11 protein-coding genes and 1 rRNA gene are annotated in these 13990 nt (G+C 51.3%); 7 read left to right on the forward strand and 5 right to left on the reverse strand.

Annotated elements, in window-relative coordinates; all coding sequences use genetic code 11:
* Together VFA_RS20520 and VFA_RS20525 are read right to left on the reverse strand one after the other, a co-directional pair.
* Window positions 1-471 (reverse strand): 16S ribosomal RNA (locus tag VFA_RS20520); the annotation flags it as partial.
* A 489-nt stretch (window positions 472-960) separates the two neighbouring features.
* Window positions 961-2319: an amidohydrolase family protein gene (locus tag VFA_RS20525; protein WP_004728812.1), complete on the reverse strand. Its 1359-nt coding sequence runs from the start codon at window positions 2317-2319 to the stop codon at window positions 961-963.
* Window positions 2320-2800: 481 nt separating this feature from the next.
* Between VFA_RS20525 and VFA_RS20530 the strand changes: the two genes are divergently transcribed.
* The 5 genes from VFA_RS20530 to VFA_RS20550 all read left to right on the forward strand — a co-directional run bounded on the left by VFA_RS20530 (window position 2801) and on the right by VFA_RS20550 (window position 7011).
* A complete protein-coding gene (locus tag VFA_RS20530) occupies window positions 2801-3793 on the forward strand; it encodes an ABC transporter substrate-binding protein (RefSeq protein ID WP_038152674.1) in 993 nt (330 codons plus the stop codon).
* Window positions 3794-3803: 10 nt separating this feature from the next.
* The gene (locus VFA_RS20535; protein ID WP_004728816.1) at window positions 3804-4628 is read left to right on the forward strand and encodes an ABC transporter ATP-binding protein; all 825 of its coding nucleotides are present in this window, start codon (window positions 3804-3806) and stop codon (window positions 4626-4628) included.
* A 24-nt stretch (window positions 4629-4652) separates the two neighbouring features.
* Window positions 4653-5435, forward strand: a complete 783-nt coding sequence (locus VFA_RS20540; RefSeq protein WP_004728818.1) for an ABC transporter permease — start codon at window positions 4653-4655, stop codon at window positions 5433-5435.
* 9 nt (window positions 5436-5444) lie between these two features.
* Window positions 5445-5921 carry a nucleoside deaminase gene (locus VFA_RS20545; protein ID WP_004728820.1) on the forward strand — a complete coding sequence of 159 codons (477 nt, stop codon included), beginning with the start codon at window positions 5445-5447 and terminating at the stop codon, window positions 5919-5921.
* Between the two features lie 103 nt (window positions 5922-6024).
* Window positions 6025-7011 (forward strand): isopenicillin N synthase family dioxygenase, encoded by a 987-nt coding sequence (locus tag VFA_RS20550; RefSeq protein WP_004728821.1) that lies wholly within the window; start codon window positions 6025-6027, stop codon window positions 7009-7011.
* A 97-nt stretch (window positions 7012-7108) separates the two neighbouring features.
* Here the strand turns inward: VFA_RS20550 and clpB are convergent, their stop codons facing one another.
* The 3 genes from clpB to rluD form a co-directional block, all read right to left on the reverse strand.
* The gene (gene clpB / locus VFA_RS20555; RefSeq protein ID WP_004728823.1) at window positions 7109-9682 is read right to left on the reverse strand and encodes an ATP-dependent chaperone ClpB; all 2574 of its coding nucleotides are present in this window, start codon (window positions 9680-9682) and stop codon (window positions 7109-7111) included.
* Between the two features lie 99 nt (window positions 9683-9781).
* The gene (gene pgeF / locus VFA_RS20560) at window positions 9782-10516 is read right to left on the reverse strand and encodes a peptidoglycan editing factor PgeF (RefSeq protein WP_004728825.1); all 735 of its coding nucleotides are present in this window, start codon (window positions 10514-10516) and stop codon (window positions 9782-9784) included.
* A 3-nt stretch (window positions 10517-10519) separates the two neighbouring features.
* Window positions 10520-11494, reverse strand: coding sequence for a 23S rRNA pseudouridine(1911/1915/1917) synthase RluD (gene rluD, locus VFA_RS20565; protein ID WP_004728828.1), 975 nt, complete (start codon window positions 11492-11494; stop codon window positions 10520-10522).
* 155 nt (window positions 11495-11649) lie between these two features.
* Here rluD and VFA_RS20570 point away from each other — a divergent pair, with 155 nt between their 5' ends.
* On the forward strand, window positions 11650-12375 hold the full coding sequence (locus tag VFA_RS20570; protein ID WP_004728830.1) for an outer membrane protein assembly factor BamD: 726 nt from the start codon (window positions 11650-11652) through the stop codon (window positions 12373-12375).
* Between the two features lie 120 nt (window positions 12376-12495).
* Window positions 12496-13941 carry an MltF family protein gene (locus VFA_RS20575; RefSeq protein ID WP_370447164.1) on the forward strand — a complete coding sequence of 482 codons (1446 nt, stop codon included), beginning with the start codon at window positions 12496-12498 and terminating at the stop codon, window positions 13939-13941.
* Window positions 13942-13990: the final 49 nt, after the last annotated feature.

The raw sequence follows: 13990 nt of genomic DNA on the forward strand, positions 1-13990 counted from the left end.
ATATCCCCTTCCTCACTGCTGAAAGTACTTTACAACCCAAAGGCCTTCTTCATACACGCGGCATGGCTGCATCAGGCTTGCGCCCATTGTGCAATATTCCCCACTGCTGCCTCCCGTAGGAGTCTGGACCGTGTCTCAGGTACCTGTGTGGCTGATCATCCTCTCAGACCAGCTAGGGATCGTCGCCTTGGTGAGCCCTTACCTCACCAACTAGCTAATCCCACCTGGGCATATCCTGACGCGAGAGGCCCGAAGGTCCCCCTCTTTGAGCCGAAGCTATCATGCGGTATTAGCCATCGTTTCCAATGGTTATCCCCCACATCAGGGCAATTTCCCAGGCATTACTCACCCGTCCGCCGCTCGCCGCCCAACAAATCCCCCGAAGGTTCAATGTTGTCGCTGCCGCTCGACTTGCATGTGTTAGGCCTGCCGCCAGCGTTCAATCTGAGCCATGATCAAACTCTTCAATTTAAGATTTTGTGGCTCAATGAATACTGACTTCAAATTACCTTAGTAATTCAAAGCTATTATCGTTCCAACAGAACGATAATGAATTGACTGTGCCGATACCGAAGTATCGATTGGTCACTCAGTTCATTGATACCTAAGTTGATTCTTTAGAATCATCTTTGATTATCATCAACGAGTGCCCACACAGATTGATAGGTTTATATTGTTAAAGAGCTTTGCTTTTCGAAACTTTCTTCTCAAAGCGGACGGCCATTTTAGCGAGTTAACTTAGCGAGTCAACAACTTTTTTTATTTAATTTTCTTTAGGTTAAGAAATCAAATTTGCCGTCGTGTTGCCTTGCTTTCTTATGCAGAATTGCCTGACAACGGATGCGCATTATAGGGAGGAAAAAACGCTTGGCAATAGCAAATCAGCCAAAAACTTCGCTTTTCTGACTGACCGCCTAAATAAACGCCAAAGTGGATTTTTAGTGAACAAAATGACCGAAATTAAATGCCTAATACTGCGACTTTACGGTTGAGCGCTCGCACCGATTCACGAACATTGGCGACCAACTCTTGATAAGCATCTTCATCGCTTGCTTGATAAACCCGTTTACCATTGATGAAAGTGGCTTTAATTTGAGCCGGTTCTCCGCACACAACTGGCGCACTGATCTCAGAGTGACATCCTGCCATGCGAGGCAGCTGAATATCATAGAGAACCAAATCGGCCACCGCCCCCTCTTTTATATACCCAAGATGATCGAACCCAACCATTGATGCGCCCCCTGCACTGGCCCATTCAATGACACCGTTCACGGACGTCGCAGCCGCGCCATGTTGAGCGCGGTGCAATAACCAAGTCAGATTTAGCTCTTGCAGCATTGACCCCGATTCCGCTGATGCCGATCCATCCACACCGATAGAAATCGGCATCCCCGCTTTCGCCATGTCGATAACCGGCGCGATCCCACTTCCCAAACGACAATTGGATGTTGGACAATGCGCAATCCCCGTTTGGGTGCTCGCTAACAAGGCAATATCTTCGTGTGTAGCTTTGACTAAGTGAGCAAACCACACATCCTCCCCCAACCAATCACAACGTTGTGCAAACTCCACCGCGCTACAACCGTATTTAGCCATCGCTTGTTGATTATCAAACTCGACTTCTAAGAGGTGGGAGTGCATCCGTAGCTGATGAGCGCGCGCATACTCCGCCAACATTTTCAGATCATCAGGAGTCGAGGAATGCACAATGCTGGTCGGAGCAACCACCAGACGTCGCATCGCGTTCTGTTCATCTTGATGATAGCGCCGGCGCGAATGATCTAAACGCGCCAACATCATCTCTAACGATTCTGGCTCGACGCCTGCTTTGGCCAAGCCTTTATGGCTGCCTTTGACCGTTGCTCCCCCTCGACAGAGCACAAACCGAATCCCCATCTCTTCAGCGGCTTGCCAGACCGCATCTTCGACTTCCTGCGAACTGTTGGCATGATAAAGGTAATGATGATCGGCGCAGGTTGTGACGCCAGAACGAAGCAATTCGTAGAAACCCAATTTCGCCGCGCAATACATAATCTCTGGTGTGATCTGCGGCCAATAGCGATACGGAACATGTGCCAGCCACTCGCCTAGGCCATCATTTAAACCTGCGGGGATCCCTTTCAACACGGATTGTGCCAAGTGATGATGAGTATTCACGAAACCGGGATAAACCACACAACCTCGGGCATCGACGACATGTTCATGATGAGAAGGCAGCAGGTCGCTCCCCAGCTCGGTGATAATGCCATCTTGAATGCGGATGTCCTGATGACCAGACTGGGAATAGATGGCGCTTGCCTGTTTGATGAGATAATTCATGCTCACTTCCTTATAAGAATACCAAAACCATGATGGGCGTTCTCATGAGCAATGCCCCGGAGCGTTCCTCCTGACCGCTTCTACTCACATCCTTTGTTTCAACGTCAACCAAGCTGTATACAATGCAAATCACAGACCAGCTTCAACACCTGCAAAATCGAACGAAAAAAGAATAAGTTGCACCATAACAGTGAAAAATACGCTCAATTGGTGTGCACAAACACCGCTCATCACTCCATGCAGAGGGCTCATTGTATACAAGCATCGATTGAAACAAACATCGGCCAGACAAGCGATTGTTAATAAAAGGTTATCAATTCAGCCATTAGTTTAATGCTGTGGCACGCCCCTTGCTCTGGTCATAGACACCATTCGTGAGTAGAAGCGGTTAGATGTCGTGATGGCATCGGGACATTGCTCATAGTTCGTCAAAGGCGATGCATCCTCGCCTTTGACAGTGCAAGGAAGACACGGAGTAACTATGAAGACACCTATTTCACACCTCAAAACACTAACACTATCCCTCTCATTGGCGTGTGCCTCAGCAAGCTCTTGGGCAGCAGACAAAGTCACCTTTCAGCTCGACTGGCTACCCGGTGGAGACAAAGCGCCGGTGTATGTCGCCGTGCAGCAAGGTTTTTTCGCCGAGCAAAATCTCGATGTCACCATTTTACAGGGCAAAGGCTCAACCGATGCGATCACCAAAGTCGCAACAGGCACAGCCGACATCGGTTCTTCTGACATCGTGGCATTGCTGGTCGCCAAAGCAAATGACAACGTACCGGTCAAAGCCATTTATTCACTGTTTAGCAAAGCGCCTTACGCGTTTTATGCCTTGGATGACTCGGCGATCACCGGCATCAAGGATGTCGCGGGCAAAACCATCGTGACTTCGCCATTCACATCAGCCAATGTTTTTTTACCACTGATGCTGAAAAAAAATGGCATTGATGACAGCAGCGTCAAAGTGCTCAAAGCCGATCCTGGCGCACTCAACCCCATGCTGATCACCGGTCAATCGGACATCATGATTTCATGGATGACCGATGCGGTAAAAAACCAGCAGCAAGCTGAACAGGCGGGGAAAAAACTCACCGTGCTGCCTTGGTATGACGCCGGACTGGAGTTCTACTCTTCATCGATCATCGCCAGCGACCGCTTTCTTGCCAATCAACCCGATGTCGCTCGCCGTTTTGTCGCCGCTTATGCCAAAGCCGTCGCTTATACGTGGGCCAATCCCGAACAAAGCGCCGCTGACGTGCACAAAATGGTCCCCGAAGTCGACACCGATCAAGCCGCAGATACCATCCGTTCGATTCGTGGATTGGTCTTGAACGAAGTCAGTGAACGCGATGGCGTCGGCGTCTTTACACCAAATCGACTGGCTGAAACTTGGAAATGGACCGCAGAAGCGCAGAACATCGCCCTCGATAAGCTCGATCCGGAAAGCGCCATTTCGCGCGACTTCTATTAAGGAGCACATCATGCAGCCATTCGTCTCATTTCGTCACATCGGGCACACTTACACCAGTGAACACAGCGCGGTCACGGTGCTCAATAACGTGACTTTTGACATCAATAAACATGAATTCGTCGCCATTGTTGGCCCGTCCGGGTGTGGTAAATCGACATTGCTGCGCCTGCTGTCCGGGTTGATTCACCCCACCCAAGGTGACATTCAAGTGTTTGGTCATCCTGTCTCGGGGCCGCGTGAAGACATCGGCATCGTCTTTCAAAAGCCAACACTGTTGCCGTGGAAAAATGTACTGGATAACGTCCTGTTTCCGCTACAGCATAAATTCGGCCACGTCAGCGCGAAAGATCGCCAATTGGCCACCGAGCTTTTGGACAAAGTCGGCCTGAGTGAGTTTGCCACCAGCCTACCGAATCAGCTCTCCGGCGGGATGCAGCAACGGGTTGGGATTGCGCGAGCACTGCTGCTCAACCCCGACATTCTGATCATGGATGAACCGTTCTCCGCCCTTGATGCATTAACCCGTGAAGAGATGGGCTTTGAGCTGCAACGCCTGTGGCTGGAAAAACCCAAAACCGTTCTTTTTATTACCCACTCGATTTCGGAAGCGGTATTGCTAGCGGATAAAGTGCTGGTGATGGGACCTCGCCCCAGCACGGTGCTGGAAGAAATCACGATAAACCTGCCACGCCCACGCACCATCAATACCCTAAAAGAGACGGATTTCGGGCGCTATACCAATCGGATTCGTGAGTATTTTTATCGACCACCGCATGACGACTCTGCCACCGCAAATGCTGAGAAAGTCACACAGCTGCATCGCACTGTTGCTTGAGCCCATCTGCACTAAGGATTCATTATGAAAAAATTACTCGCGAAGCGGTCGCAGAACTGGCTGCCGTTATTGGCCATGCTCACGCTCCTCCCGATATGGGAAGGGGTCTGCCATCTGTTTGCCGTGCCAACCTTTATTCTTCCTGCGCCATCCGACATCGCGCTGGCATTTACCCAAGTGTCCGCCGAACGCTGGCTCGACAATCTTTGGGCCACACTGAGGATTGCACTGTTTGGTTTTGCCCTGTCGTTCGCACTCAGCATCCCTCTGGCGATCATGATGGTCAATTCTAAGTTTTTAACCCGTGCCATCTTCCCGCTGCTGGTTGTGATTCAGTCCACGCCAGTGGTCGCCATCGCGCCACTACTGATCGTGATCTTGGGCACTGGCGATGCCCCTCGCTTGGCCATCACCTGCCTGATCACCTTTTTTCCTCTGGTGGTGTCTGCCACCACAGGCATGCTGGCCACGCCGCCGGAACTGATTGAGTTATCGCGCTCACTCAACGTCAGCAACCATAAGACCATCTGGCAGATTCGCCTGCCTTATGCCATTCCACACATTTTCAGCGGCGTAAAAGTTGCGATCACGTTAGCCGTGATCGGCTCGGTGATTGCCGAATTTGTCGCCGCCGAAAAAGGGCTCGGCTACTTGGTGCAGTTCTCCACTTCGTATTTCAAAATCCCCCAAGCTTTTGCGGCACTGGTGTTTCTCTCCGTGGTGAGCATGGTGCTATTCAAATCGGTCAGTTGGATTCAGAAAGGCTACTTTGCTTGGAGCCTGAGTGATGAAGAAAAACAACGATAAGGACATAACATGCTCAACCCAACCCTCGATTACCGCTGGCTACGCCACAGTTTTGCGCTGGCAGAAGATGCCAAATCGCGCGGCATTCACCCTTTTGCTGCCGTACTGGTCGATGCCAACGGCGAGATCTTACTTGAGCAAATCAACGGCTATCTGCCTGATTTGGATATGACCGGACACGCCGAGCGGCTGATCATGACGCAAGCGAGCAAGTTGTATCGCCCCGATTTTCTCAACCAATGCACGCTGTATGTGTCCGCCGAACCCTGCGCCATGTGCGCGGGTGCGATTTACTGGGCTGGCGTCGGACGTGTCGTGTATGGCTTGAGCGAAACTCGTTTGAAAGCCTTGACGGGCAATCATCCGGAAAACCCAACCTTAGCGCTACCGTGTCGAATCGTATTTGAATCCGGCCAGCGCACAACAGAAGTGCACGGGCCACTCTTAGAGGCGGAAGCCGAGCAAGTCCAGCACGGCGCTTGGTAAGCGCGATCATTCATCTTAACCCCGGAGTAGAAGCGGTCTGCAATCTCGATGATTGCTGGACATTGCTCCAATCACACGCACATGCTGAATTGGAGAAATAACAATGACTCAACACGCTTATTCACTCGAAGAACTCAACTTCGAAACGACCCTTGGCGGGCGCGGCACCGAAGCAGAACTCGGCGCCATTCCACTCATCGACTTGTCAGATTTTGATACCCGCCGTGACGCGATCAGCGAACAACTGTGGCAAGCGGCCACCGAGGTCGGCTTCTTTCAATTGATCAATCACGGCATCACACACAGCGATATACATCAGGCATTTGCCCTTAGTGAGCAGTTCTTTGCACTGCCAGCTGAGCAAAAGCAACGCTTTCCGCTCAAAGCGGGGCTCAATGCAGGCTGGGAATTTCGTCAGCAAGTTCGGCCATCGACGGGTTTGGCGGATCAAAAGGAGTCTTATCAAATCACGCTGCCACACATGGATACGTTGTGGCCAGAGCAAGATTTGGTGGCCAATTTTCAGTCACACCTACTGAGTATGGAGTATCAGGCATGGCAGTTAGGGATGAAGATTCTCTCTTGCTTTGCCGACAAGTTAGGTTTTGAGCGGGACTTTTTTACTCGGGCGCATCAACGTGATTCAGCGCATTACCTCAGCACGCTGCGCATGCTGCACTATTTTCCGATGAGTGATATTCCTGCGAAGGGCGATTATTGGCGCGCGGGCGCGCACACCGATTTCGATTGTTTAACCTTGGTGTTTCAACAGGAGCATCAAGGTGGATTGCAAGTCGCCGCAGGCAAAGACGCTCAGCAAAACTTGGTGTGGAGCAATGTAACCCCGCAAACTGGTGTCATTACCTGCAATATCGGCGACATGTTGATGCGCTGGAGCGATGACGAATTGAAATCGACCTTGCACCGCGTGCGCATGCCAACCGCCGAGGAAAATCAGGGCTCACGCTACAGCATGGCCTTTTTCTGTCAGGCGAACCGCGATCAGGTGATTCAAGGCCCGAAACAAACCTATCCTCCCATCACCGCGCAGGATTATTTAAAGATGCGCCTCAACGCTAATTTCGCTTAATCCGCTTCACCGAACCAAGGCACCACAGGCCTCTGTTATGGTGAGCGCACTGCAAAAAAAAGCCACGCAAATGCGTGGCTTTTACTCTTACGATCAATTATTGCGATGCGGTGATGTTGCCATCGTTCACATCGAGTTTGATTGGCGTCCCCGGCAGGAATGTTCCCGCCAGAATTGATTTCGCCAATGGGTTTTCCACATTTTGTTGAATTGCCCGTTTCAATGGACGCGCACCGTATACCGGATCGAAGCCCACTTGCGCAATCAGATCCAACGCTTCGTCGCTGACTTGCAGTTCGAAGTCTTTTTCCAGCAGACGTTTACGCAGGCGTTCCAACTGAATCGATGCGATGGATTTAATGTGTTCACGACCCAGTGGGTGGAAGACCACGGTTTCATCCACACGGTTGAGGAACTCAGGGCGGAAATGTTTACTCACCACTTCCATCACCTGCTCTTTGATGCCCTGGTAATCCAGTGACGCAAAGTTTTCCTGAATGCGTGACGAACCGAGGTTCGATGTCATGATCACCACCGTATTGCGAAAATCAACCGTGCGACCCTGACCATCGGTTAAACGGCCATCATCCAGCACCTGCAACAGAATGTTGAACACATCCGGATGCGCTTTTTCCACCTCATCCAGCAAAATCACGGAGTACGGTTTACGGCGCACCGCTTCGGTCAGATAACCGCCCTCTTCATAACCCACGTAACCTGGAGGCGCACCGACCAAACGAGCCACAGAGTGTTTCTCCATGAACTCCGACATATCAATCCGCACCATGGCATCTTCACTGTCAAACATGAAGTTGGCGAGGGTTTTACACAGTTCGGTTTTACCCACACCAGTTGGACCTAAGAACAGGAACGAACCAATTGGACGGTTTGGATCCGACAGGCCCGCACGGCTACGACGAATCGCGTTCGCAACCACTTCCACCGCTTCAACCTGACCAATCACACGTTGGTGCAACACGTCTTCCATGCGCAGCAGTTTTTCTTTTTCTGCTTCGAGCATTTTGGCCACAGGAATACCGGTCTGTTTAGAAAGCACTTCGGCAATCTCAGCATCGGTAACTTTGTTACGCAGCAGCGTCATCTCTTGCATTTCTGCTTGCGCGGCCAAGTCGAGTTGTTTTTCCAGCTCAGGAATGCGGCCGTATTGCAACTCAGACATGCGGCTTAAATCGCCGGCACGACGCGCTACTTCGAGATCCAAACGCGCTTGTTCCAGTTCGGATTTGATGTGTTGAGTGCCTGACAACGCAGCTTTTTCCGCATTCCACACTTCTTCCAGCTCAGCGTAGTCCCGCTCTTTTTCCTGCAACTCTTCATTGAGGATGTTGAGACGTTTTTCACTCGCTTCATCGTGTTCATTGCTCAGCGCTTGCTGCTCGATTTTCAGTTGAATGATCTTACGTTCCAGCTTATCGAGCGCTTCCGGTTTGGAGTCCATCTGCATACGAATGCTAGAGGCCGCTTCATCAATCAAGTCGATGGCTTTATCGGGCAACTGACGATCAGACACATAACGATGCGACAACGTTGCCGCCGCCACGATGGCTGGGTCGGTAATTTCAACGTGGTGGTGCAGCTCATAACGCTCTTTCAAGCCCCGCAAAATCGCCACGGTATCTTCCACGCTCGGTTCATCCACCAGCACTTTTTGGAAACGACGTTCCAGCGCCGGATCTTTTTCGATGTACTGACGATATTCATCCAGTGTGGTCGCGCCGACGCAGTGCAGTTCACCACGTGCCAAAGCAGGTTTGAGCATGTTACCGGCATCCATCGAACCTTCACCTTTCCCTGCGCCCACCATGGTGTGCAGTTCGTCGATGAACAGAATGATGTTGCCTTCTTCTTTCGCCAGTTCATTTAGAACAGATTTCAAGCGCTCTTCAAACTCACCGCGGTATTTCGCCCCTGCAACCAGCGCGCCCATGTCCAAAGACAGCACACGGCGACCACGCAGGCCTTCCGGCACTTCGTTATTAATGATGCGCTGCGCAAGACCTTCCACAATGGCGGTTTTACCGACGCCCGGCTCACCAATAATGACCGGGTTATTTTTGGTACGACGCTGCAGCACTTGAATGGTACGACGAATTTCATCGTCACGCCCAATCACTGGATCCAGTTTGCCTTGTTCAGCCCGTTCGGTCAGATCGATGGTGAATTTTTCCAGCGCTTGGCGCAGCTCTTCCGCATTCGGATCATTGACCTTTTGACCACCACGGATCTTTTCGATCGCCGCGGTCACTTTTTTCTCGGTCAAACCGAAATCTTTCAGCAACTGGCCCAAAGGACCTTTGTCTTCCAATGCCGCCAATAGGTAAATTTCAGACGAGATGTAGGCATCCTGACGCTTTTGCGCCACCTTGTCACACAGGTTAAACAGCGTCCCCAACCCACTGGAGAGCTGCACGTCGCCACCAATGCCGCTCACTTTAGGCAGACGATCTAACATCTCCCCCAGCTTTGAGCGCAGTTGCATCGCATCCACATCCAACATCGTCAACAAAGGACGAATTGGACTGCCGTTTTGATCAAGCAACGCTACCATCAGGTGCACGGGTTCGATGTATTGATGATCTCGCCCGAGCGCGAGTGACTGAGCGTCGGAAATCGCTATTTGAAATTTACTGGTAAATCTGTCAAGACGCATAACAACCTTCCTAACCTCGTCTGAGATAAACTAACAACGTTAAGAAAGATGGTTACGCAGGGGGAAATTTTCAAGTGAAGACCATTAACTTTATCGGGTTTAATTTGCTTCAATCCAGATAAAGCTGGCCTGACGGCCGGTCACGCCATCGCGGCGGTAAGAATAAAACTGATCAGCCTGTTGATAGGTACACAGACCGTTGTCGAACACAGCGTCAATGCCCAGCTGACGCAGACGCAAACGCGTCAGGTGATTCATGTCAGCCCACCATTTTCCCGTTTGATGACCGGGTTTAAACGCGAGATGCGCGTGGTCATCATGCGCACTGAACGCAGCCAGTACATCATCACCCACTTCAAACGCTTGCGGGCCAATGGCCGGCCCCAACCACACCACCACATCATCGTTGGCAAACTGTGTCAGCGCCTGTTCGACAATGCCCGCAGACAAGCCGCGCCACCCCGCGTGCACCGCAGCGACTTTTGTCCCTTGGGTGTTGGCGATCAACACAGGCAAACAATCGGCGGTCATTGCAGAGCACACCACGTTCGGCGCTTGAGTCCAAACACCATCCGCATCCAACACTTGAGCCGTCGGCGCGTCTACTTCCACGACCACGGTGGAGTGTGTTTGATTGAGCCATATCGGCGCGCTGGGCATACCTGCTTGCTGCTGCAACCAATAGCGATTGCGCTCAACCCGATGTGGATCATCCCCAACGTGCATGCCCACATTCAACCCATCGTAAGGCGGCAGAGAAAAACCGCCAACTCGGGTTGAAGAGAGCGCCTTCACCGAAACCGGTGCAGGCCAGCGTGGGATAATCCAACTCATCGATCAATACTCTTCTGAATGGTTCAGTTGAGCGTCTTCACGCAACGCTTCGGTCATTTCAACCATGTCATCCGGCACTGGCGCGTGGAATTCCAACGGTTCACCGGTGATAGGATGTTCAAAACGCAGCATGACTGCGTGCAGCGCCTGACGATCGAAACCACGAATCATGTCCGTCAGCTCTTGCGTCGCCCCTTTAGGAATGCGCGCACGGCCGCCGTAGGCAGTGTCGCCCAACAGTGGGTGTTGCAAATACGCCATGTGAACACGAATCTGGTGCGTACGACCGGTTTCCAGACGCAGGCGAATTCGCGTGTGCTCGCGGAAATGTTCCGCCACACGGTAGTGAGTGACTGCCGGTTTACCCAGCGGGCTCACCGCCATCAGTGTACGTTTGGTGGAGTGACGGCCAATCGGCTTATCAATCATACCGCCCGCCGTCATTTTACCGATCGCGATCGCTTCGTATTCACGGGTAATGTTTCGTTTTTGCAGTTCACGCACTAAACGCGTTTGCGCCGGCACCGTCTTCGCCACCACCATCAAGCCCGTGGTATCTTTATCCAGACGATGCACGATACCCGCACGTGGCACTTCAGCAATCGGTGGAAAATGGAACAGCAATGCGTTGAGCACGGTACCATCTGGCGTACCAGCACCCGGATGCACCACCAAGTCTCGCGGTTTGTTGATCACGATAATGTCGTCATCTTCATAAACGATATTCAATGGAATATCTTGAGCTTCCCAGCGTTGTTCATCTTCCAGTTCCGCCTGAACCGTGATCGCTTCACCGCCCATCACTTTGGTGCGAGGTTTGGTCACCACGTTACCGTTGACCATGACTTTGCCTTCCAACAACCATTCTTTCAGGCGTGAACGGGAAAAATCGGTAAATAATTCAGCCACAGCTTGGTCTAAACGCTGACCAAGCTGGCTTTCTTTTACTGTTTGAGTTAATTCAATCTGCTGAGCCATATCGAACTTTTTTAAAAACCGTGAGACTAATAGCCACTAGTGTGGAAAAATATGGCGCCATTGTATCTGTTACTGCCAAGAAAGTAACGAAACGTTTTGCGGAGCGCCGACGCTCCAAGTGTATAAGCTTTAATTGCAAGGAACTCACTCCTGACATGAAATACCAAACTTTATCAGGCTTACTCGCGTTATCTCTTCTGGCTGGCTGTTCCAGTAATAAAGAGATTGTTCCGGACGTCCCGCCGGCACAGTTGTACACCGAAGCCCAAACCTCGCTGCAAGGCGGTAACTGGATGACGGCGATTGAAAAGCTTGAAGCTTTGGATTCCCGCTACCCGTTTGGTGCTTACTCCGAGCAAGTTCAATTGGATCTGATTTACGCTTACTACAAAAACGATGATCTCGCGCTGGGTCTCGCGACCATTGAACGGTTTATGCGACTCAACCCCACCCACGAGAAAATGGACTGGGTGCTGTACATGCGCGGTTTATCGCACATGGCGCAAGACCGTAACTTTATGCACGACCTGTTCAACGTCGATCGCAGTGACCGCGATCCAGAGCCAGTGAAAGCAGCCTTTGCCGATTTCAAACGCCTGCTGCAACGTTACCCCAATAGTTCGTACGCCGAAGACGCGCAGCGCCGCATGTTTGCGCTGAAAAACCGCCTCGCCGACTACGACTTAGCCACCGCAGATTTCTACCTGCGCCGTGAAGCCTGGATTGCGGCCATCAACCGCACTCAGGAATTGCAAAAAACCTATCCTGATACTGAAGCAGCACGTAAATCGCTCAAAATTCAGTTGCAGGCATACAAGGAGCTGGGGCTAAAAGACTCCATCGCCCGTACTCAGCAACTGATGGAACTCAACCCAGAGTAATCCTCGACATCATGAGAAAAAGCCACTGCTTGCAGTGGCTTTTTTTGTGGACGAACGTTGCCGTTTTTGCCGTTCGTTCATACACTTAAAGCCGATCTAAAATGCAAAAGGAGCGGCATTTTGCGTTTATTGAACATGGCACTGTTCGCCTTGGCATATTGCCTTGGTTGGCCAGCCCACAGTTTGGAACTCTCCCCATTAAGCGCCAAACCCTACACCGGAGATTGGCCTGTCTTGAAAGACAAAGGCACCCTGCGTGTCGTAGTTTCAGCCGATTTAGGGTTTTATTACGTGGAAGGCGGTCGCCCCAAAGGGATTGGCGCCGAACTGCTGTACCATTTTGAGCAATACTTGAAAAAGCAATCGCCGTATGTGCATGTACAGATCATTCCCGTGCTGCGTGATGAACTCATCCTCAGCGTTGAACGCGGCTTTGCTGATCTCGCGGTCGCCAATTTAACCATCACACCTCATCGGCTCCAGCAAGTCGATTTCAGCGCCCCCTTGACCAAAGATCTGCAAGAATTTGTCATCACCAGCAAAGCCGCAGCGCCGATCAGCACCCTTGAACAATTAAGTGGACGCCAAATTTGGCTGCGTGAAAGTTCCAGTTATTGGGACAGCATTCAAGCCGTCAACGCCACATTGCGCGCGATGAACCGTCCGCTCGTTGAGGTGCATTTTATTGATGAAGCACTGCAAGACTATGAGCTGCTGGAAATGGTCAATGCCGGCCATGTTGCCGCCACGGTGCTCGACAGCCACAAAGCCGAGCTATGGCAGCATGTGATGGAAAATATTCAGGTACACAGCGAACTTCCGCTGCGGGAAAATGGCCAAATCGCTTGGGCGCTGCGAAAAGAGAGCCCGAAGCTGAAAACGCTCATCAACCAATATCTGAAAACCGTCAAATCGGGCACCTTGCTGGGTAACGTCATTTATAGCAAATACATTGATGACACACGCTGGCTGACCAAAGCGCTCAACCCACAAAAACTCGCCAAGCTCGCGCAACTGAGGCAAATCTTTACTCATTATTCGAATCAGTACGCATTCGAAGATTTGATGATGGCGGCACAAGCGTTTCAGGAATCTGGCCTCGATCAACGCAAAATATCGCCCAAAGGGGCCATCGGCATCATGCAAGTGCTGCCGACTACCGCTCAAGATCCAAACGTCAACATTCCTCACATCGATCAAGTCGACAACAACATTCATGCTGGCATCAAGTACATGCGCTTTATCAAGGACCGTTATTTCACCGATCCACACATCAGCCCCGATGATCAAGTGTACTTTGCCCTCGCAGCCTACAATGCTGGCCCGGCGAGCATCAACCGAATGCGGCGCTTGGCCCAAAAACACGGCTTTAATCCCAACGTCTGGTTTAAACATGTTGAAGTGATCACGCGGCGCAACATTGGCAAAGAGCCGATTCGCTACGTCTCAAACATCAGTCGTTATTACGTGGTGTACAAACAACTGGATGCCTTGCAGCGTGCTAAGGTCGAAAATCAAAGCGCAAATTTGGATGAAGTGACCGACAACGCACCGATGGCGCCCTAATTGACGATCAAGTTCACAAAAAAAGTTGCTCAGGAAACATACAGGAGGA

Source organism: Vibrio furnissii CIP 102972, from assembly GCF_000176175.1.
GTDB classification, from domain to species: domain Bacteria; phylum Pseudomonadota; class Gammaproteobacteria; order Enterobacterales; family Vibrionaceae; genus Vibrio; species Vibrio furnissii.